This window comes from Epibacterium ulvae (genome assembly GCF_018678075.1).
In the GTDB taxonomy this organism is placed as follows: Bacteria; Pseudomonadota; Alphaproteobacteria; order Rhodobacterales; family Rhodobacteraceae; genus Epibacterium; species Epibacterium ulvae_A.
In genome coordinates this window covers 50494-72374 of sequence record NZ_JAHHIR010000033.1, presented here as the reverse complement: position 1 = coordinate 72374, position 21881 = coordinate 50494, and the positions used below count along the sequence as shown (strand labels likewise).

Genomic DNA, 21881 nt, shown 5'->3' with positions numbered 1-21881 from the left:
TTATTTTGCACCGGCTCAAAGCGCAGAGTAGCGTATGGTCGGCGCACATATTGTCAAAGGCCGTTGATGTGAAAATTGTATATGTTCTGAACACTTACCCGCAGCCATCGCATTCTTTTATCCGACGAGAAATTCAGGCTCTGGAGCGGCAAGGGTTTGAGGTTGCGCGTCTTGCAATGCGCGCCAGCGATGCGCCCTTGGTGGACGATGGCGACACAGCCGAAGCCGCCAAGACGGAGTATGTTTTGGCCAAGGGCTTGGGCGCCTTGGCACGTGCGCTGTTGCGCGAAGTCACACAGCCGGGGTTTGGGACCGTATTGAAACAGGCCATCGCGATGGGACGGCAGTCCTCGACCGGTGTTTTGCGGCACCTGATCTATTTGGGGGAGGCAGCTTGGGTCAAACAGCGTTGCGCCAGCCAAGGGGGCGAACATATGCACGCGCATTTTGGCACCAATTCCACGGCTGTTGCGATGCTTGCGCATCTTTTGGGTGGCCCAACCTATAGTTTCACCGCCCACGGACCAGAGGAGTTTGATGTACCCCAGTCCTTGTCCCTAGGCGCTAAGGTCAACGCTTCGGCTTTTACTGTGGCCATCAGCAGTTTCGGACGCAGTCAGCTAAGCCGTTGGGCCGAGTTTGACGCCTGGGACAGGATCAAAATCGTCCATTGCGGGATTGAGCCGCAAAAATTCGCTGACCCTGCCGAAATGCCCGATGGCGACCTGCGTTTGGCAGCCATTGGTCGGTTTGTTGAACAAAAGGGCCAGATGGTGCTGGTGCATGCGTTTGCGGATGTTGTGAAGGCACAGCCGAAGGCGCAGCTATACTTGATTGGTGATGGTGATCTGCGCGCAGATCTGGAAGCCGCAATTGCGCATCACGGCATTGGGGACAATGTGACCCTAACCGGTTGGCTGGATGAGGCTGGCGTGCGGGCGCAATTGGCGCAGGCGCATGCCTTGGTTATGCCCTCCTTTGCCGAAGGGCTTCCTATGGTGGTGATGGAAGCCATGGCCGCCGCGCGTCCTGTCATCGCAACCTATATCGCGGGCACGCCAGAGCTGGTTGTGCCCGGCCAGACCGGCTGGATGGTTCCGGCTGGGGATCAAGAGCAGTTGGCGCGCGCGATCCTGGAGCTGGCGGAGACTTCAACTGATAGGCGGGCTGAGATGGGGCAGGTCGGGCGGCTGCGCGTATTGGAGCGTCATGACAGCGATACCGAGGCCGCGAAACTGGCCGCACATATCCGGTCCACCAGGCGTTAGCGCCCCCGCGTCCAACGGGTTTTGCTACGAAAAAGTGGAGATTTCACTGCCAACGTGACCAGTGCGTAGGTCAGAAAACCAACCGGGTCGGTGAGAAACAGGCGCAGCACCGCGCTTTTGCGGGGTGCGAATTTATCTTCGTTTTCCAACAGATCGGGGTAGAGCTGTTCAATCTCGCGCACTCCATCGTTTTGCCGACGTCGCACCCGTACCAGATTGCGAAATCCCTGAACCAGCGGCCATTCATAGGGGGCGGCGACCTTGTGGCGTTCGTTGGTGGTAAACATCAACCGCGCATATGTGTCATCGGCAATGATCTGCGGCCAAGTGTTCCAGCGCGCGCGCCCTTGGCGGTTCATGGCAAACAGACCAAAGCCCGGCACGCCGTGCACCACAAACGGCAAGCGCTGCCACAGGCGACCATAGGCGCGGCTAAAGGCGGAAGCCCCGCCCAAAACTTGAGGCTGGCCAGAGGCATAGCCCGCACCCTCTTGTGACAGAACGCCGTAAATCTGCGGCAAGAGTGATGGGGAGACGCGTACATCCGCATCAAGGTAGACCAGGACTTTGCCCTGTGCCTGCGCGTCGCCCTGGTTCAAAGCGTTCAGCTTGCCGCCCTCGGTGATTTCCAGCACGCTTATGTCCCACCCCGCAGGCGGCGTGGTGCTGCGGGCGAGCTCTGCCGTGGCATCTGTGCAGCCATTCGCCAGCACCAAAACCTCGCCTTGAACCCCATCTGGCAACGGATCTGAGGCAAAGACCGCCGCAAGACAAGCGCCGATTTCGCCAGCCTCATTATGGGCCGGGATAAGGACGCTCAGCCCCAAATCCGCACTCATTTGGCGGCCTCTAGGGCAGACCAGCGGGGATTGCGGTCGCTCAACGTACGCAGCGCCCCCCAACTGCCCCAGCGTCCGGGCGGGTAGACATCGGCGTAGGCGTTGAACAGCTGCCCACCGAGCGCGTGCCACCCGGCCAGCAGCTCTTGGTACAAAAGCCCCATATCCTCGGAATAATTGTAATGCACAAAGAACTGCGTCAGCGTTTCATCCTCCACATGCGGGCCGACGCCCACGATATGGCTGCCACCTTCATACATGATCAGATCCAGATCATGGGACTGCGCGACCTCGCCATGATAGGGCAGGATCCGGTTCAACAGATCGGCCAATGTATCTGAGGCCTGACCAGAGATCAGCCCATCGCGCAGCTCGGCCGTGGCCTGGGCGCTGGCGATGTCAAACTGGTGCTCACGTACAAAGGTGCGCAAAGCGCTGCCGATCAGCCCCTTCTTTCGCCCGGCGTCATCGGCACGGGCGCGGCTGTCCGCAATCCAGGCACGCACGACATCAACATAGTCGTCCCGGCCCAGCACGCCACCAAAGTAGCCGGTGACCGCATAGGCATCAAAGTAGTCAGCCGGAGCACGGTTCTTCGGATCTTCTGCGCGCCAAAGCGGGGCCTCCAACAGCTGCTCTTCCAGACCAAGCCAACCGGTTTGTGTGGCGATCACGCGGACCAGACGGTCGTCGGCGTTTTCGGCAAAGACGTCGCTCCAAATCTGGGCCATCTCGGCTGCGCGCGCGCCGTAGTATTGCATCCACAGGTTTTCGCCGCCCCAGCGTTTGCGCCCCTCAACCTCGGCCCATTGGGCCTGATTGAATTGCCAATTCCAGACCTCATTTGAATATTCCACATAAAGGCGCAGATCTTCATCCAGGAACTGATGCGCCAGACGGGCGAAATTGCGCATATAGCTGTCATCGGCCTGATGGGGCATGGAAAACCACGGTGCTGCGCCCAGCTCATTGGCCAAACGCAACATCACCTCGGCGGGGACGCCTTTTATGGCCCAGCTATAGTCCTGGATCAGCGGGCGATCTTCCCAGCCGATTTGCTCGGAATCATTGGTTTCCATCCAGTCCATAAAGCGCAGAACTTCAAACCCGTCCAAAATGTCGAGCCATCGCGGGTTGAACACGCGCCCGGCTGCAAAATCCTCCAGGTGTTCTTGTTTCACGACCGAGATATTGCGCACGTAGTCGCCGTTTCCCTGCCGGTCACTGCGTTGAATACGTACCTCGACAATGCCGGGGCCCGGGGTGAAATCAAACCAGACTTCACCCGGTCTGTAGCGGACGTTTTCCGCACGTCCCGACACCTCGACAATGCCATCGCCGTCAAAGCTCAGCCGGTATCGTCCGACCAGCGTACGGGCTTCTTCGGGTAAATCTGCCAATAAAACAGTGCCGATGGAGCCCAGATTGGCCGGAACCGCCTTGGGCCAGCCATCCTGATCCAGATAGCCTGCGTCACGTAGCTCTGCCGCTGTCACACCGCCCCAACGACCGGGAAGATGGCCGATCCAGGCACGCGCGGTTTTGAAATGATCCAGAAACGGCGCTTGCGGCGACCAGTCAACAACCGAGGCGAGGTTCATGGCGATGGGCTGTTGGCGCGTCTTGCCAAACAGAGCCTGGGACGCCGTCCTGTCTTGGTTCAGACGCACGGGAATGGGCTCTTGCGGCAAGGCTCCGGGATCCGGTGGCAGGGCGGTGCGCTGCACATCTTTGCGGGCCGCGCGCGCGGCGATTTCCTGCAACCGCGCGGCCTGCGCCTGCGAGGCTGCCTTGTACGGCGTGCCCCAGCGATCCTTGAGCTGACGCGGCAGACCTTCGGGTGATTTCCCCGTCAGCACCGCATATTGAAAGAGGCTGAGATAGTAAAAACCGATGTCATTGGGATGGATGTCATCGGCGAAGACGTCGCGAATGTCGGTCAGCCCGGGAACCGTGCCCGCAGTGATCGCGTCATCCAAACGCGCCATCGCTTGGCCGGCTTCCAACAGTTTAATATTGCCGCCGACCTCTGCGTTTACATCGTCCACCACGGCCTGCCACGCAGGCAGATCTTGAGTGAGGCGTTCACGCCAAGGGATTGCCATGCCGTCGTCAAATGGGATGGTCTCATCGGTGCCGCTGTCGAGGCTGTGCCAGGTTTCTTGCAGATAAAACTGCACGTCTGGATTGCCGGTCCGTGCCAATTCATAGAACTGGGTGACGGCCTCGCGGCTGTTGCTCCATTTGAGGTGATTGGCCAGCGGGATCGCTTCGGTCACGATCACCGCGTCCACGCCAGTGGGCAGGGCTGCGCGGGCGTTGATCCCTTCGGCTTCGCTGGCGTGTTGCCAGTTATAACTCAGCGGTGCGCCATTGATGATCTGCGCCTGAACGGCTGCAGGTTGGTCGCGGTCCAGCAGTTGGTCGAGCATCTGCGGGTTTTCATGGCCAAACAGCGAGTGGCCGACAAAAACGACGGATTTCAAAACCTCAGACAGTATCATTTTGCCTCTGCCGCCCCTGAAATTCCGGTGCGCGGCATGGCCGTGACAACCTGCCAGACGATCGCCTGTACCTGTGCAACGCCGGTAGGGGTAAGCGCCTCTGCTTCGGTGCCGTCGGGGCGGGTCAATACATGCGGCAGACCCACCGGGTTCTGGTGATACAGCACGGCGAAATGCGTGAGCGCGACCACATAAGCCCCCAGATCATTAAGGTGAATGGTGTCCGAGAATAGATCTTGTCGCGTATGCAGCCCGTCGATCTCGCCAGCTTCGGCGGCGCGGACCACTGCGGCCATAACCTGTCCGGCTGGGATCAGATACAGCTGGTCAGTTGGATTGCGACGGCTGTCGGAACCCAGAACACGACCCAGCCACAAAGGCTCAAGATCTGCATCGATACGCTCTAACCAGCCGCCCGGATCATCCAAATTGTGCCAGGTTTCATACAAATAGATGCGCGGCGCTTTGGGTGCGGTGCGCGCCAGATCCGCCCAGCGTCGCAGGTATTTCGCAGATCCGAAGTATTTGATCGCATCGCGCAGCTCGACCATTTCCGTCAGCACCACTGCGTCGTAATCGCCCGAACCAATCGCCTCGCGCGCATCGCGGAAGCTGGGCGGCGTATTGGAAATCTCAAAGTCACGAATGGGCAGGCCCGGCTCCCAATGTTCCTTGAGCGAGGTGCCCGAGCCCAGCTGGCTGTTCCAGCGGTGCGCGGTTGGGGCCAGCTGCGCCAGCATATGTGGCATCACCGGCCCCACCAGCGAATGCCCCAGGTGATAGACGGACATGGCCCCCTCTGGCGCATCGAGCGCGGGCACCGGTACAGATGCGGCCTCCGCAAACCCGGACCAAGATCCAAAGGGCAAAAGGGCCAAGAGCCCAAGTATCGCGCGTCGTCCGGTCATTCGGGCCTCTGTTGCATATGATCCGCGACCGCGCGCGGCAGTTCTGCGGCAGTTATGATAACGCCCGCCCCAATTGCAAAGCGGCCAGCGATCTCGTCAGCGGCTTTGAACGGAGCACGGTCGGCTGTGAACCGCGCCAGGAAACGGTTGTCGTGGCTGTCGATCTCAAGCTCCATCCCGTCAAACCCAAAATATGTCTCACTCAACGCATATTGGCATTTATAGGCGGCTTCTTTGGCGGAAAAAATAAGTTTACCCATCTGTCCGGGGTTCTTTTGGCGGCGCATCCAGTCTTGTTCACCGGCTGAGCAGATCGCATCCCACAGTTCGGGTTTAAGCGGCGTGTCTTCCTCAACATCCAGACCGAGGCCCGCGAAATCCTTGGTATCCGCCACGGCCGCCATGGCGCAGCTGTGCGTGTGGCTGATGGAGCCGGTCAACCCATTGGGCCAAATGGGTGCCCGGTGTTCGCCGACCGGAATGGCAACGGGCGGGTGTCCAAGGTCGTGTATGGCCTGATGTGCGGCTGCGCGCCCGGCTGCAAATTCGCGCTGGCGTTTCTCCACCGCGCGCGGGGACAGGCCCGCGGCTTCGTCAGGGAATGGCGCGGGCTGCGGTTGTTGCGGGTCGGTGACACAAATGCGGACGTCCGGTCCAAACAACGCGCGCGCCAAGTCGTGGCGCTGCGCGCATAGGCCGGGTGAGGGCGCCTGCATTACACCCGCGCCTTCCGGTTGGCGCGCATTGCACGGCGTTTGGACATTCGATCCGCGCGTGTCGCGTCATCGACCGCATCTGCTTCGGGCTCTTCTGCGGTTTTGCCACCAGACAGGCCTTCGATGTGATCGGCCAGCCCGGATAGGGTCGGAAAGCGGAAGATATCCGTGATCGACAGGCGCGCCGCTGCAAGGGTTTCGCGAATTTCGCGATGGGCCTGAACTGCCAGCAGGGAGTGGCCGCCAAGGGCAAAGAAATTGTCCTGCGCGCCAACATTTGAAACACCCAGGATACGCGACCAGATGTCGGCGATTTGCGCCTGCGCACCGGCGGCGGGAGCGACCGTGGCTGCGGTGACCTTTCGTGCGGGGGTGGGATCAGGCAGCGCTTTGCGGTCGATCTTTTTGTTTGGGGTCAGCGGGAAGGTTTCAAGCGTCACGATATGGGCAGGCACCATGACCTCTGCCAGTTTGGTCGCCAGGGATTTTTGCACCGCCTCCTCAGAAATTGGCGCTGATGCGGTGACATAGCCCACCAACCGTTCGCCTTCGCCGATTTTGCGGGGCATGACAACGGCGGCTGTGACACCGGGGTATGCGGCAAGCGCCGCCTCGATCTCACCCAGTTCGATCCGTTGGCCGCGAATTTTGACCTGGTGGTCGGTGCGGCCCAGAAAGTCGATCCGCCCATCGGCGCGCCAGCGGACCAGATCGCCGGTGCGATAGAAGGTGCCCGGCTTGTGGGGGACGTCGACAAAACGATCAGCCGTCATCTTAGCGCGTTGCCAGTACCCTTCGGTGACACCTGCGCCGCCGATGAGTAATTCGCCTGGTGCACCAATGGGTTGGGGGTCGCCCGCATCATTCACAACCAAGATATCGGTATTGGCAATTGGCGTGCCGATATCCGCAACGCCCGCAGGCACCCCGTCCAGGGTCTGCACGGTTGACCAAATCGTCGTCTCGGTCGGGCCATACATATTGTGGATCTGCGCGCCGCTGTTTTCACGCAAAGCCGCGACCAGATCACCGGGCAAAGCTTCGCCGCCGACCAGCAGATGTTGCAGACGCCCCGCGGCCATCCGCGCCTCATTGTTCATCGTGATCATCCGCGCCATAGAGGGCGTGCACTGCATATGGGACACAGTGTGGCGGATCATCTGCGCGGCAAGCGAGAAGTCGTCATCCGCCAATTCCTGTGGCGCATTGGACAGCCGCAGCACATCGGCCAGTGGTTTCAGCCCTTCCAGTACCACGTCGGGCGCAATGCCGTAATCGATCAGACAGGCGATCTCATCCACGCCGATGCGTTTAAGCTCTTCCACGCGGGTGCAGGCATCGTTGATCGTGCCGAACAGGCCGGACTCCTCGAAATAACGCTCAAAGGCAAAATCGAGGATCGCTTCCAGCTCTTCTCCTGACAGGCTGCCAAGGTCGACCTCAAACGGGTTATTCACCCCTTCGGGCCGCTTAAACGCGGGGAAGGCCCAGGCATATTGTTTGATCAAGCCAGCGGCAGAGCGCAGATAGTCCTTCATCGGCTCGCGCGCCACGGACCGGGCTTCTTCGCGGGTGTCGGCGAGGTATGTGTGCAGCATCAAGGTGACGGTGAAATCCGCGGGATCGTGGCCTGCCGCACGCAGCGCGTCGTGATAAATGCGGATCTTACCCGCGACCTCTTCAATGCTTTGGCCCAACAGGTGGGTCAGAACATTGGCTCCCATGGACCCCGCTTCGCGCCAGGTGTCCGGATTGCCTGCGGTTGTCACCCAGACGTCCAGCTCTTTTGAAACAGGACGCGGTTGCGAGATCACATTGTGCGTGCCGCCATCTTTGCGCGCAAAGGCGACCTCTTCACCGCGCCACAGTTTGCGCACGGTTTCGATGCTTTCAAACAGCGCAGGTTTGTTTGCAGGCGGCGTGTTCTCAGGGCGCAGAATGAAATCATCAGGCTGCCAGCCAGAGGCAAATCCCAGACCCGTGCGCCCATTGGTCAGATTGTCGATCACGGCCCATTCCTCGGCGATCCGCGCCGGATGGTGGAGCGGTGCAACACAAGACCCCGCGCGCACGCCGATGTTCTGCGTGACCGCAGCAACGGCCGCACCGGTGACCGACGGGTTGGGGTAGGGGCCGCCAAAGGCGTGGAAGTGGCGTTCCGGCGTCCAGACCGCATTGAACCCGTTTTGGTCGGCAAATTTTGCGCCTTCGAGCAGCAGCTCGTATTTCTTGGGGCCTGCCCCGTCGTCATTGCCCCAGTAAAAGAGGTTGAACTCCATCTTGCGGTCGCTGGTGGCGATGGGGCCGTTGGACAGTTGCAGACGGCTCTCATCACTCGACAGGATCAATTTGAAGCCGCGCGACAAGGTCCAGAATAGCTCCAACACCGAGATATCAAACGACAGGGAGGTCACCCCGAGCCAGCTGTCACCGGGCTGGTAAGGAATGCGTTGGTCCATGCCAGTGAAGAAGTTTGAGACATTGGCGTGTGTGACCATCACCCCCTTGGGCAGCCCGGTCGAGCCTGAGGTGTAGATCAAATAGGCCAGATCATCGCCGCTGGCACCGCTGTCGATATTCTCACCCTGTTCGGCGTGATGCAGGCTCTCGATCTCCAACACGGCTGCATTGGATGTCGGCAGGCTGGCGACCATGGCCGATTGTGTCACAATAACAGAGGCTTCGCTGTCGGAGACATAATGCGCAATACGATCGGCAGGGTAGGCCGGATCCAGCGGCACATAGGCACCGCCCGCTTTGAGCACGCCAAATGCGGCCACCACCAGATCAACCGAGCGACGCACATAGATCCCAACATGCGCACCCGGTGTCACCCCCATGTCCTGCAGGCGCTGGGCCACGCCATTGGCGCGCGCATTCAGCTGCGCATAGGTCAGCGTTTCGGCTTCAAACACCAGCGCCGTTGCATCCGGTGTCTTGGCGACCTGCGCTTCAAACGCTTGGTGAATGGTCAGGTCAGCGGCGAAGTCGCAGGCTGTTTCGGTCCATTCTTCCAACAACAGTTTGCGTTCGGCATCCGGCAGTATCGGCAACGACTTTAGGGGCTGGGCACCGTGGTCGGGCAAGGCTTTCAGAACCAGACGAAGCCGCTCACCCAGCAATGACATAGCGCGCGCATCCAAGCGAGCGGCATCGCCATGCAACGTTGCGTGCGCGTCATCAACCGACAGGGTCAGCACCGCGCCGGTGACGGGGGTGTCATTGCCGAAAGACAGTGCGATCTCGGGCCTTGCTTGGGCGGTCAGCTCTGGAGCGCGAGCAATCAGATCACAGGAAAATCCGCCGAACTTTTGCGCTTTGGCCAATGTGTCGGAGGCTTGCGCCACCGCGTCAGATAGCACTGTATCACGGCGGCTGTGCAACGGCACCCAATCGCTGACGAAACCGGGATAGCCTTTGGAGGTGTCCACGTGCAGGGCAATATCGCCATAGTCCTCCCCCGTGCTAAGCAATGCCCAGGCCGACGCGGCGGTTGCGATCTCTGCGTGGCTCAGCCCTTCAGGCAGATCAATTGTTTCCGTGATCCAACCGCTCCTACCGGTGCTTTGCGCCAAAGGAGCCGTGAGCGGATGCATTTGCCCAAGGGCTGCGCGCCAGTGGGCTTCACCCGCCTGCGCGGATCGCATGGCGGCTTCAACCGCAGTCCCCATTTTGGCGTCTGGTTGAGATAGCTGAGATCCAACCGCGGCGAGGGTCGCCAACTCAATATGCGCCCCATCAGCCCGCGAAATCTGGTTGACCTTCACGGCGCCGTCACCACAAGCAATGGTCAGCGTATCGTCTGAGACATCAAGGATCGTGCCTGCGCTTCCATCGTCATCGACCGCTTCGGCTTGCTTGACCAGCAGAACGTGATCGTCGACTACGATTTTCGGCGCACAGAGCGGGTTCCAATAGTCGCCAAAATCCAGGGCGCGGATCAGTTGCGCCAAATCCGTTGCGGATTTGGTGAAATCCAGCAGGCCATCCCCCCAGGGGCGATCCGCCTTGGCGAAATATTGGCGCTGGCTCAGGTCCTGCGGCTGCCGGTTCAGCGTGTTACTTTCGAGCTGTTCGAGAACCTCCGCAAAACTGTCCATCGCGGCGGCATAGCATTTTGAATTCAGGCTGAACGCCGTCTCGTCATCGGTCACATCAAACAGGCGCTGTGCAAGAATGTCGCCTTCGTCCACGCCGCCCTCGATGACGTGCCAAGTGATGCCATGCTGTGCTTCGCCATTGATCAGCGCCCAGTTCGGCGTGTTCAAACCGGCATAGGCGGGCAGGGGGCCATCGTGGAAATTCACCGCACCTTTGGCCGCGCGCGCTAGCACCGCATTTGGGATCATGCGCAGGTTCGCGATCGACAGCAGCCAGTCAAATCCATCCGGCACGTCTACAGGGTGGGTAAGGACCGAAATCCCTTTGTCTTTGGCCCAGGTCTGGATGTCAGCCTGCTCCGAGACTACGGCGCGGATGTCGTGACCACGGGCCAACATCTGATCCGCACAACCTATCAACAGAGACTCGTTACCAATTAAAACAGCGGAAAAAGGGTTCATTTCGGCTCCTTCGGTTCCGATGACAGGGGGCGCGTTTCAAGGTGTTTCGTTGGGCGTGCAAGCTGCGTGCGCATATGGGTCCACAGGTCGCGAATAAACCCGTCAGAATTCATTTGGGGTTTGGTCTGGATCAGACGGCGCAGGCAATAGATACCGCTGCCCGCCAGCAGCGCAAAGGTGGCCGCAACCGCATAAAAGCGCCCATGCACTTTTGAGAAATAGTGCCAGCGTGAGTCAAACCAGTAGCCCGGCGTGCGGGACCATCTTTTCATCCCCGTTGAAGCCGACCCGACATGGGCAATCCGGCTTTCCGGCACGTAATAGGTGTGCCATCCAGCCGCCGCGGCCCGGTTGCACAATTCGGTTTCTTCGAAATACAAAAAGAAGGTCTCGTCAAATCCGCCAACCTCTTGGATGACGTCTGCGCGGATCATCAAGCTGGCGCCGGCCGTCCAATCCACCCGTGTCGCTCGGATGGGCAGATCCATCGGCACGCTGACATTGGGCAACAGCCGGGTGATCAATCCGGTATGCGCCGCCCCTTCAAATTCACTGGCAAGGGTGGGAAAACGAAAGGCGGTGCAATGGGGATCGTCATCAAGCCCATGGACATAAGAGCCTGCAAACCCTGCCTCTGGCGTCTCTTGCAAAAAATCGCGAAGGGTCCGGATCGTGTCTTCGTTGGCAAAGGCGTCAGAGTTCAGCAGGTAGTAAAAATCAGGACGGCATCCATCCGACAAACCAGCCTGCATCCCTAGGTTCATACCCGTGCCAAAACCGCCGTTCACCGGCGATTGGATCAAACGGACGCGCCCATTGGTCAACCAGCCTTCCTGATCTGCAACCTGGCGAATACTCTCATAGGAGCCATCGCCTGAGGCATTGTCGACCACAACGATTTCACCCGCGAGATCTTCCATCGCGGCCATGGCGGCACGCAAGGACTTCACCGTCATCTCCGGCGTTTTGTAGTTCAACAGAACTGTCAGAACCGAATGACCGGCGGCTTTTTTGTGCTGTTCACTCACTCGGCTGCTTCCTTGCGCCTTGCGGACACACCGCGTGATTTCAGATCTGCGTCGTCCAATACTGCTTTGACGTCGCTTGCCAAGACAGAAACATTTGGAACCAGCACCATACTGTCGTGATTGCCGGGGACTTCGACGATATCCACATTTGCCGCCCAGCGGGTCCAGTCGTTGTCGGCAAAGACATACTCCCTCTCGGACGACACCCAATTGTCACTGCTGACCCGCCAATGGCGATCCAGCGGTGGGCGGAACAAGGTCATCGCCCCTTGCCAGGGTTTAAGGGCATAGACGCTGATGGCTTCCCGGAAGGCGAGTTCGATCTTGCGGTTGTTAAACTCGGGCGCATGACCGGCCTCGGCTGGCTTGGCGCGGCGTTTCTCAAACTCCCAGGCGATCCGGTTCTTGCCCCATTCCCACAGGTAGCCCGCCCCTTTGGACTGCAATTCCTGCATCTTGATCAGCGCTTTATCCTGCCGCGTCAGCTCTGGGCGCATCGGCAGCGGGGTATCCAACAGGATCAGCGCAGTGGTCTCTTCGCCTTGTGCGTCCAACTGCTGTGCCATCTCGTATGCAGTTAGGCCACCACCAGAAAAGCCGCCCAACAGATACGGGCCCTCAGGCTGGATGTTGCGGATTTCCGCCAGGTAGTCATGTGCTGCGTCTTGCAGGCGGGTGTGCGGCTCGTCCGATCCAATCAGCCCTTTGGCTTGCAGGCCATAGACCGGGCGATCTTGCCCAACTTGCAGCGCCAAATGACGCAAGTTCAAGACGTTGCCGAACATCCCCGCCACCAGGAAGAACGGGCGTCGACCTGTGCCATCACCCGGATGCAGGGTCACCAGATGTTTGTGCTCTACCGCCTCTTGGCTTTGGTCAGCACTTGGCGCGCCATCCTCCGTGGTGACGCTGCCACCGGTGCGGGCGATGATCTTGTCTGCGAGTGCCGCGACACTTGGCGCGTCAAACAGCACCGAAATCGGGAACTCCACACCAAAGGCACGTTTGACCTGTGCAAATAGGCGCACTGCGATCAGAGAGTGCCCGCCAAGGTCAAAGAAACTGTCTTCGACGCCCACCTGCGCCACCCCAAGGAGCGAGGCGAAGATATCCGCTAAAGCCTCTTCAACCGGGTTGCTGGGCGCGACGTAGTCTGTGTCCAACTGCGGGCGTTCAAAGGTCTGCTGTTCGCCTTGCGCCTCGCTGCTGTATGCGGCTTGCGCGATCAGATCCGGCAACGGCAGCGAAGAGACAACGACCTGCGATACCCCGCTCGCCAAGGCGCGTTCCATGGCATCGCCGCCTTCTGCGGCGCGGATCCCGTTGGCAATATTGTGCTGCAGCCTGCGTTCATCCCCGGACAAGGGGGCAGAGGATTGCGGTTTTGCAAGTCCGATCTCTTCCACACTGTGATCCGAGGCCGTCGCGGTTGCGGCCTCAAACCCACCGGCGAGGCGTTTCATTTGGAACCCGGTTATCTCCACCAGGCTTTGCCCGTTGGGATCTGTCAGCGTCACGTCAAAACGCGCAAACCCATCGCCCTCGGAACCGGCGAGACGCATGTGACTGTGGATCGCGGCGGTCAGCGGCCCATGGATGCGGATCCGGTCATAGCTGACGGGCACCCACAGCGCGTCTTCTTTGTAGCTTGGCACCAGATCAATGGCCCAGCCGGTCGCCAGATCCATAAGGCCCGGATGCAACAGGCATCCATCCTTGGCCGCACTGGGCGCAAGTTCCAACGTCGCAAGCCCCTCACCCGCACCGGTTGCCCCCTGGGTGAGCACATGCCAACGCGGGCCGAACGCAAGATGCGCTTCTTGGGGTGAGCGCAGACGGCCCGCCACCAGTGCCATTTGCTGCGTGCACCGCATCCGTGTCTTGGCAAGGTCCACGTCGCCCTCGGCGTCTTGTAAGCCAAGGCGCACCCGAGCTTCGGCGATCAGCGCATATCCATCATCGGCCGCCCCGAGGATCTGCACCTCATAGCCGCGATCTTCGGCCAGCAAACGCAGGATCAATTCGCGCTTTTCCCCGTCGCCCACAACAAAGGGACGCAGGAAATAGAGGTCTTCGAGGTCAAAGCCGTCTTGGATGCCCACGCCCTGCAAGGCTTCGGCAATCAGTTCAATATACCCGGTTCCGGGAACAAGCGCGGTGCCTGCTTTGGTGCGGTGCTCATCCACCAACCAATGGGTGGACGCGATGTCAGCCGCAAAGAAACGCTGCCCAAAGCCGTCAAAGCCCTGAGTGTCAAACAGGGCCAGATCGCATGGGGTGCGCGCGCTGGGCCCGCTGCCGCCAAGGCGTGCAGCCATCGCATCTGACGCCATGCCCACATCGCCCCAAACGCCCCAATTGATCGCAACCGTGCGCGCCGCATCGGGCCGTGCGTTTTGCCGCTTGGCCCAAGCGTTCAGAAACTCATTGGCCGCGACATAATCGACTTGTCCCGCCGGGCGCGTGATTGTTGAGGACGAGGAAAACAACGCGATGAAATCCAGATCCGCTATGCTAAAGATCTGATCGATCACCCGAAGCCCCGCGACTTTGGGGGCAAATACCTGGGCGATCTGGTCTTCGCTTTTGGCCAGAATAGAACCGTCGTTGATGAAGCCCGCGCCGTGGAACAGCCCCGAGATTTTGCCAAATGCGGCCTCGACTTGGTTTTTGACGTTTTGCATGTCACCGCTATTGGCCACATCGCCGCCCAAGGGCAGCACTTGACCACGGCCAATCGCTTCCAGAGATTGCACCGCGCGGATACGTCCGGCGACGGTATTGGCGCTGCTGTTGCTGGCCAGATAGCTGTCCCAAGTGTCACGGGGTGGCAAAGATTTACGCGCGACCAGAGCGACATTGGCACCGTGGTTTTGCATCAGATGCGCCGCCACCGTCAGGCCGATACCGCCGAACCCACCGGTGATCACATAGGTGCCGCCTTGGGTTATCGGCGTTGTCTCAGCATCCTCAAGTGGCATCTTGCGCCAATCAAGGGCGTAGCGTTTGTCGCCGCGCCAAATTGCGGTCTCGCTGTTCGGTTCTGCCAGCAGTTCTTCCAGCACGCGCGGGGTGATGTCCGGGGTCTCTTTGCCAAGCAGCGCATCTATCAAACGTGCTTGGCCGGGCAATTCAATATCAACCGACGCGCAGGTGAGGCCGGGGATCTCGCGTGGCATGACGCCCAAAGGCCCTGCAATCATTGCTTTTTCAGGATAGGGCAGCGGCTCGTCGCGATGTTGCGCGGCCCCTGTGGTAAAGGCCGTGACCTGAACAGCATCTGCCAGCTCAGCATTGCCAAGCGCCTGCGCCAATGCCGTCAGGGAATAAAATCCCATCTCCAGATTGCGATCAAAGAAAGAGGAGCCGGGGCGGAAGGTCTCGGCCTGTGTGACCAGCCAAAAATGGGCCACGCGGTTGGGTAGCCGGTCTGCCTCGGCAAGATCGGTCAAGACCGCCTCATACCCGTATCGCCCCTCTTCAGGGGCAAGGATAAAGTGATCCTCAGACAGGCGCGCAAATGTGTCGCCGGGTTTGACGGTTGCAACAAAATGCCCCGCCGCGCGCAGGGCTGCGATGGCTGGGGCAGCAACCCCAGCGTCATCTTCAAAGATCAGCCAATTTTGCGGCGCCTCGGCCAAATCGCTGTCCACGTCGACGGCGCAATTGGCCAGTCGTGGACGCCATGCAGGGCGATAGCCCCAGTCGCGGATGTCATCGCGTCGCGCGGGATGTGGCAGCTCTTCGATCTGTGCGGCTTGTCCCGGTTCAATGAAATATCGGCTGCGCTGAAAGGCATAGGTCGGCAAGGGTAGGCGGTGACGCTTGGCCTCGCCCCAGATCTGCGTCCAGTCGGCTTCGACCCCGCAGGCCCACAGGCGGCCGATCACACCAAAGAAATAGGCGTCGTCCATCATATCCTGGTCCGGATGGCGCAGCGAGCTGAGCACTTGTCCGGCCTGAACCGTAGGCGACATCTGCGCCAATGAGCTGAGCGCCTTGCCCGGCCCAACTTCCAGGAACACACGTCCGGGCTGGGTCGCAAGCGTCTCCACACAATCGGCAAACCGGACCGTGTTGCGCAGCTGGGCAACCCAGTAATCCGGGTCCGTTGCCTGCTCCGTGGTCAGTGCAACACCGGTGCGATTGGACATGATCGGCAAGGTCGGCGTGTTGAACGTGAGCGACCGCAGAAAGACTCCATATTCACCAAGGATGCCTTTGAGCATCCGACTGTGGGCGGCGATATCGATTGGGATGCGTTGATGGTCAACATCTTGCGCTGTCAGTTTTTGCGACAGGCGATCCAACGCGTCCTGCGGGCCAGAGACCGCCGTAAGGTTGGGCGCATTGACGCTGGCAATATCGAGATCATCGCCGATCAGGGCGTCCACTTCGCTCAGCGGTAAGGAAATCGACAACATGCCCCCCGCAGGCACCGTATCAAACAGACGTCCGCGCAACAGAACCAGATCAATGCAGTCCTCAAACGACAACACACCGGCCAAACAGGCTGCCGTGTTCTCGCCCATGGAATGGCCGACCAGAGCGCTGGGTTTGACGCCCCAGCTGATCCACAACTGCGCCAGCGCGTATTCGACAATCATGATCAGCGGCAGCTGGATCGACGGTGTTTGCAGTTTGGCGTTGGCTTGCGCTTCGTCGCCATCGTCGGGAAGCCAGATCGCGCGGATGTCGTAATCCAGGCTCTTTTGCAGATGGTCGAGCCCCTGATCCATAATGTCAGCAAAGACCGGCTCGGTCTCGTAGAGGTCGCGCGCCATGCCTGCATATTGCGCGCCGCCGCCGGGGAACATGAACACAACCTCGGGCGATGTCCCCAGATGATCATGGGTGAACACCCGGCGTGGGTTCATCTCGGTCAGGGCTTCGGCGGCCCCAGCGGCGGTCTCGGCGACCACAACCCGCCGTTTGGCAAATCCACGACGGCCTTCTTTCAGGGTAAAGGCAACATCGGCGAGATCCAGATCCGGGTGGTCGCGCAAATGGTCGGCCAGCGCGGCGGTATTGGCTTCAAGCGCGGCTTTGTTCTGTCCTGAGATGCACAGCACGTGGAAGGGGAAATCGCTTTCGTCCGAGGTTCCGCGTTCGGGTGCCTCTTCCAAAATCGCATGGGCATTGGTGCCGCCCACACCCAGCGCATTGATCGCCCCGCGCCGCGGCCCTTTGTGTGGCGTCCACGGTGTCAGCACGTTGGCGACCTTGAACGGAGAGGTCTCAAAATCAATGGCCGGGTTTGGTGCCTCATAGCCTAGGGAGGGCGGGATTTCCCGGTGTTTGAGCGCCAGTGCGGTTTTGGCCAGCCCCGCAATGCCGGCCGCCGTGTCCAAGTGGCCGATATTGGTTTTGACCGAGCCAAGGCGGCAGAATCCGACGTCCTGTGTTGTGTCACGGAAAGCCTCTGACAAAGCCGCAACCTCGATCGGGTCACCGAGATAGGTGCCAGTGCCGTGACATTCGACGTAATCGATCGTGTCGGCCTCGACCTGTGCCGCGTCCAATGCTTTGCGCACGGCGGCGGATTGGCCGCCGACAGATGGTGCCAGATACCCGGCCTTGTCAGCGCCGTCGTTGTTGATGGCAGAGCCTTTGATCACCGCCCAAATGTGGTCGCCATCCGCAATCGCATCCTCCAAGCGGCGCAGTGCAACGGCCCCGGCACCGGAGCCAAAGACCGTGCCTTGCGCGCGGTGGTCAAACGCATGGCACAGGCCATCTGGCGACAGGATTTCGTTTTCCTTGAACAGATAGCCGCGCCCCTGCGGCAGCTCGATTGTAACGCCACCCGCAAGTGCCATGCCGCACTCGCCTTTACGCAATGCCTCGCAGGCGTAATGCACCGCCACTAATGAGGTCGAGCAGGCCGTCTGAATATTGACCGAGGGTCCTTTGAGGTCAAAGACATGGCTTGCGCGCGTGGTCAGGAAATCTTTGTCATTGCCCGTGTGGCGCAGCAGGAACATGCCCACATCATCCACCAAGCCAGGGTTCGAGCAGATGTTGAAATAGAAATAGCTGCCCATCCCGCAGCCCGCATAGACGCCGATTGGGCCATCTGTGGTTTCGGGAACATGCCCGGCCTGTTCCATGGCCTCCCAGGCGACTTCCAGAAACTTGCGGTGCTGGGGGTCCAATATGGCGGCTTCTTTTGGCGAGAAACCGAAGAATTCCGCGTCAAACTGGTCATACCCGTCAAGTTTCGCCGCTGCTTTTACGTAATTGGGGTCCGATAACAGGGCAGGACGCTCCCCAGCGGCAAGGATTTCTGCCTCCTCAAGCGGTTGGATCGAGCAGATGCCCGATTTGAGGTTTTCCCAATATTGCTGCGCAGACTGTGCGCCCGGCAATGAAACCGACATGCCGACAATAGCAATGTCACTTGCCATATTGTGATCCGTCGAAGGGTTCTCTTCAGTCTTCATTACGCGTTAGTCCCAAAACAAACAGTCAACGGGTCAACATTCGATTTTACCAAGGAAGGACACCTTGTTTCAGTCGTTGGCCTCTGCGCAGCCATTCTGCCGTAAGCGACGGACCTTAAGATACGTCTGATGATCAACATCCCCTGATGCTCAAACATTTCGGCGCTTTGAATACGGGCAGTATGCAACATATTAGACCTTCATGAGGAGGATTTGTGAGCTTGGCGGCAAACGTTTGGAAAAAAAACGCATCACATAATAGTCCGCTTCTCTTTGGCGCCTTCTTTTGGGCTCATAACAAGCCGACCCTCAAAGAGCCGTTTTGGTTCCGAATACATTTCCGGGTTTTTCAGCCGTTCCCCATAGCCAAGGATCGCGCCTGCACAGAGCCATGTGAACGGAATAAGTGTGGCGTTCAGGAGCATATCAACCAGGGTCACCGTCAAAACAATAATCAGGACGCCAATATAGGGCGATACTTCTTTTGGGTTTTGCTGCCGCATTTGCACCCAAAAATAGAAGAGAGGCAGGGTCAAGAGGCCCATTTCGGCGATATAGCCAAACCAGCCAAAGGTGCCAAAGACGATAATCCAGCGACCGTCGGGAATTGAGATGATTTCTGCGGTCTCAATGTCGCGCACAAGATTGCGCCCCCATCCGCCCCAGCCAAACAGCGGTTTTTCTGCGGCGCGGCCCAGCATCATTTCTTCGTTGTCAAAGCGATACCCAAGCGATTGCGCGCGTTCGGGGCTGAACGCCTGCGCCTGCGCCATAATCGCATCAAGCGGAATGACTTCGAAATTTCGCAACATAGGGTACACGATGGCCACAACTCCTAGGATGACACAGATTTTAAGCTGCGTCCTGAGCGGGAACCACAGGAGCAAAGGTATAAAACATATGGCATAAAGTTGTGTGGCGAGGCTTTTGCAAAGGAACAAAAAGATAAACAGATAGAACAGCGCTATACCGTAGCGTAGGCGTGTCTTGTCTTTGGAAAATTTGAACAGGATCGCAGCACTTAAGAGCGCGTATGTCACAAACAGAGAGTACCAGAGCGGGTGTTCCAAAAACACCAAGGGGCGGTAACCGCCCTGGCGGATGGTTTGGGTGAAATCATGCTGAAAGAAGCCATAGACCCAAATGTTCACCTGCGGGCTTAGGCGTATTTCGATCAATCCGGGGATGGAATAAAACAGAACCGCAATGACCAATGCGATTGCGATCTCTCTTTGGCCTTCAGGGGACGAAAAGAACCGCCGACCTACAAAAAACGGGATCAAGACGATCAATTGGTTTGCAATCACGGACGCTAGGTCGATCAAACGCAGTCCAGGAACCGCGCCGTTGAAGAACACAGTTGGGGCCGCATTTTGCACGGACTGAAAAATTAACGTGTCGCGATTGGTCAAAACCGTCGGGATAACCCCCAAAACAAAGAGCACAACTAATGCGCGGGCAATCAGTGGCTTGGGCCAAAAAGAGATTCGTTTTTTGAGGACAAAAGCACAAAGAACAAAGACAACAAGGGACGGCATGGTCGATTTGTTCAGATCTGGAACCAATGGAAGGTCAAATTCTGCAACAGGTGGCAAAATTAAGTATCCTGCAACCAAGCACCACAGAACCGCTCGTTCCAGTGGCAGCCTCTGAAACAGGATAATACTGACCACAGGCCAAGCTAATAACATTACTGAGGCTATCGAATTCGGCATTCGAGCCCTTTTCCTGTGCAAATACCCATTGGTCTATGACCGACTAACCCAATTTGCAAAACTGACCTAATCATTTGCAGAGTTGGAAAGCCTCTTGCTTTTTGCTTCAGTGTTATGGCCTCAATGAGGCGTCTTGAGGTTTGCAACGTGACATTCGTTGCGAACACTACGGGGGATGGGGTTTGAAGTTTCGGTTTGGTGAACAGTTTATCAGAGTTAATGTACCGACGCAGGACGGTTTGCGACAGGAGGTCACACGGCGTCTTGTTGCACGCACGGGGTTTGCGCTGGCGACAATCAATATGGACCACTTGGTCAAGCTTTCGCGATGCGTCAAGTACCTGAAATCATATCAGGCGCATGATATTGTCGTGGCGGATGGGCGCCCGATTGTATGGTTGTCCCAGCTTGCAGGGCGCCCGGTGTCCCTGATTCCGGGCTCGGATATGGTTGATCCATTGTGCCACTGGGCGGCTGAGGCCAAGGCGCCGGTGGCGTTGGTTGGCAGCACCCGCGAGGCCTTGGATGATGCGGCCGAAAATCTACAGAACAAGATACCGGGTTTGGATGTTGCCTGGACCTATGCGCCGGGTATTCTGGATCCCGAAGGGGAAGAGGCCGAGTGGATCCTCGAAACCCTTCAGGAAAAAAGCATCGGCCTGTGCTTTCTGGCGCTTGGTGCACCGAAACAGGAGCGTATTGCCCAACGCGGGCGGGAGCTGGCTCCGAATGTTGGCTTTGCCTCGGTCGGTGCGGGTTTGGATTTTCTTGGGGGGCATCAACGCCGCGCGCCAAAATGGGTGCGTGATCTGGCTCTGGAATGGCTGTGGCGCGCGCTGAGCGACCCGTTGCGGTTGGGGCCACGATACATGAAGTGCTTTTCTATTTTACCGCGCCAAGTGTTGGATGCTTTGCGCTTGCGCCTGCAGCCGGCTCATTTGTATTCCAAAATGCCGCGGCGCTGACCGCGCAGGCGGTTTTTGTAAAATTCCAGCGCGCCTAAAGCTTCTGCAAACTTCCCGATCACGCTGAAAATGGCCTCGGGACGTTTCATTTTGCGACTAAGGCGCAGGATTTGCAGCGGATAGATTGCCAACAAGGCAACCATGGGTGGGTATACTGCTGTGGCGACAATAATCGCGCCGGGCAGTACCGCCCCCCAAATCAGGGCGCGGCGCGTTTCCTTGACCCAGTGAAATTCTGGCGCATGACCGTGCAGGGCGGCCCCTTCGGCAAAGGCATGCCCGGCGCGGCGGCTGCGGTTCCACCATTGGCCAAACCGCATCATCTGCGCGTCATGCAGGGTCATTTCCGCCTCAAGACGCCAGATGCGCCAACCCTTTGCACGCAGACGAACGCACATCTCGGGCTCTTCGCCAGCAATCAGGTCATCGCGATATCCGCCGACCGCTTTTAAGGCTGAGATCCGCATAAGGGCATCGCCACCGCATGCCTTGGCCTCTCCTACCGGCGTGTCCCATTCCCCGTCGCACAGACGGTTATAGATCGACGCATCCGGGTGGCGTTCACGGCGACGGCCGCAGACCATTGCCACGTCAGGTCGGTCCATCAAAAACTGGCGCGCCTTTGTGATCCAGTCGGCAACAACCTCGCAGTCGCCGTCCACAAATTGCACAAACCCGTCCCCGTCCAGACGCGCGAGCCCCGCATTGCGCGCACGGGCAGCGGTAAAAGGCTGGCTCATGTCCAATGTGACCACATCTGCCCCCAAGGCACGCGCCGCCTCCACCGATCCATCGCTGGAGTCGCTGTCCACATAGATCATCCGCGCGACCATGCCCTGCAACGACGCGAGACAGGTGATCAACCGCGCGCCCTCATTGCGTCCGATGATCACCGCGTCGATTCTGGTTGCGCTCGTTTGCGTCATAAAACGC

General features: G+C 59.0%; 11 protein-coding genes. 2 read left to right on the top strand and 9 right to left on the bottom strand.

What is annotated here, in order from left to right; all coding sequences use genetic code 11:
• Nucleotides 1-68 precede the first annotated feature (68 nt).
• Nucleotides 69-1268: a glycosyltransferase family 4 protein gene (locus KMP13_RS08615; RefSeq protein ID WP_215265451.1), complete on the top strand. Its 1200-nt coding sequence runs from the start codon at nucleotides 69-71 to the stop codon at nucleotides 1266-1268.
• Here KMP13_RS08615 and KMP13_RS08610 read toward each other — a convergent pair.
• From KMP13_RS08610 to KMP13_RS08575, 8 genes are all read right to left on the bottom strand, one after another.
• Nucleotides 1265-2107, bottom strand: a complete 843-nt coding sequence (locus tag KMP13_RS08610) for a glycosyltransferase family 2 protein (protein ID WP_215265450.1) — start codon at nucleotides 2105-2107, stop codon at nucleotides 1265-1267. The two genes, KMP13_RS08615 and KMP13_RS08610, sit on opposite strands and share 4 nt — an antisense overlap.
• A complete protein-coding gene (locus tag KMP13_RS08605) occupies nucleotides 2104-4611 on the bottom strand; it encodes a hypothetical protein (RefSeq protein WP_215265449.1) in 2508 nt (835 codons plus the stop codon). Before KMP13_RS08605 ends, KMP13_RS08610 begins: the two co-directional genes overlap by 4 nt.
• Complete coding sequence (locus KMP13_RS08600; protein ID WP_215265448.1) at nucleotides 4608-5519, bottom strand: hypothetical protein; 912 nt, start codon at nucleotides 5517-5519, stop codon at nucleotides 4608-4610. The genes KMP13_RS08605 and KMP13_RS08600 overlap by 4 nt, the downstream gene beginning before the upstream one ends.
• On the bottom strand, nucleotides 5516-6235 hold the full coding sequence (locus KMP13_RS08595) for a 4'-phosphopantetheinyl transferase family protein (protein WP_215265447.1): 720 nt from the start codon (nucleotides 6233-6235) through the stop codon (nucleotides 5516-5518). The genes KMP13_RS08600 and KMP13_RS08595 overlap by 4 nt, the downstream gene beginning before the upstream one ends.
• Nucleotides 6235-10797 carry a MupA/Atu3671 family FMN-dependent luciferase-like monooxygenase gene (locus tag KMP13_RS08590; RefSeq protein WP_215265446.1) on the bottom strand — a complete coding sequence of 1521 codons (4563 nt, stop codon included), beginning with the start codon at nucleotides 10795-10797 and terminating at the stop codon, nucleotides 6235-6237. Before KMP13_RS08590 ends, KMP13_RS08595 begins: the two co-directional genes overlap by 1 nt.
• Entirely contained in the window at nucleotides 10794-11825 is a 1032-nt protein-coding gene (locus KMP13_RS08585) for a glycosyltransferase family 2 protein (protein WP_353055697.1), read from the bottom strand. Before KMP13_RS08585 ends, KMP13_RS08590 begins: the two co-directional genes overlap by 4 nt.
• Complete coding sequence (locus KMP13_RS08580) at nucleotides 11822-18268, bottom strand: type I polyketide synthase (protein ID WP_215265445.1); 6447 nt, start codon at nucleotides 18266-18268, stop codon at nucleotides 11822-11824. The genes KMP13_RS08585 and KMP13_RS08580 overlap by 4 nt, the downstream gene beginning before the upstream one ends.
• 251 nt (nucleotides 18269-18519) lie before the next feature.
• Nucleotides 18520-19863, bottom strand: coding sequence for a hypothetical protein (locus tag KMP13_RS08575; RefSeq protein WP_251363745.1), 1344 nt, complete (start codon nucleotides 19861-19863; stop codon nucleotides 18520-18522).
• 302 nt (nucleotides 19864-20165) lie between these two features.
• Between KMP13_RS08575 and KMP13_RS08570 the strand changes: the two genes are divergently transcribed.
• Nucleotides 20166-20948, top strand: coding sequence for a WecB/TagA/CpsF family glycosyltransferase (locus tag KMP13_RS08570; RefSeq protein WP_435370349.1), 783 nt, complete (start codon nucleotides 20166-20168; stop codon nucleotides 20946-20948).
• Here the strand turns inward: KMP13_RS08570 and KMP13_RS08565 are convergent.
• A complete protein-coding gene (locus KMP13_RS08565; protein WP_215265442.1) occupies nucleotides 20918-21874 on the bottom strand; it encodes a glycosyltransferase in 957 nt (318 codons plus the stop codon). The two genes, KMP13_RS08570 and KMP13_RS08565, sit on opposite strands and share 31 nt — an antisense overlap.
• Between the last annotated feature and the right edge of the window lie 7 nt (nucleotides 21875-21881).

What these genes read in the sequence shown, in the direction of transcription:
- KMP13_RS08600 (WP_215265448.1), bottom strand. Translation starts at nt 5,519, where the DNA reads ATGACCGGACGACGCGCGATACTTGGGCTCTTGGCCCTTTTGCCCTTT.
- KMP13_RS08595 (WP_215265447.1), bottom strand. Translation starts at nt 6,235, where the DNA reads ATGCAGGCGCCCTCACCCGGCCTATGCGCGCAGCGCCACGACTTGGCG.
- KMP13_RS08565 (WP_215265442.1), bottom strand. Translation starts at nt 21,874, where the DNA reads ATGACGCAAACGAGCGCAACCAGAATCGACGCGGTGATCATCGGACGC.
- KMP13_RS08580 (WP_215265445.1), bottom strand. Translation starts at nt 18,268, where the DNA reads ATGAAGACTGAAGAGAACCCTTCGACGGATCACAATATGGCAAGTGAC.
- KMP13_RS08590 (WP_215265446.1), bottom strand. Translation starts at nt 10,797, where the DNA reads ATGAACCCTTTTTCCGCTGTTTTAATTGGTAACGAGTCTCTGTTGATA.
- KMP13_RS08610 (WP_215265450.1), bottom strand. Translation starts at nt 2,107, where the DNA reads ATGAGTGCGGATTTGGGGCTGAGCGTCCTTATCCCGGCCCATAATGAG.
- KMP13_RS08605 (WP_215265449.1), bottom strand. Translation starts at nt 4,611, where the DNA reads ATGATACTGTCTGAGGTTTTGAAATCCGTCGTTTTTGTCGGCCACTCG.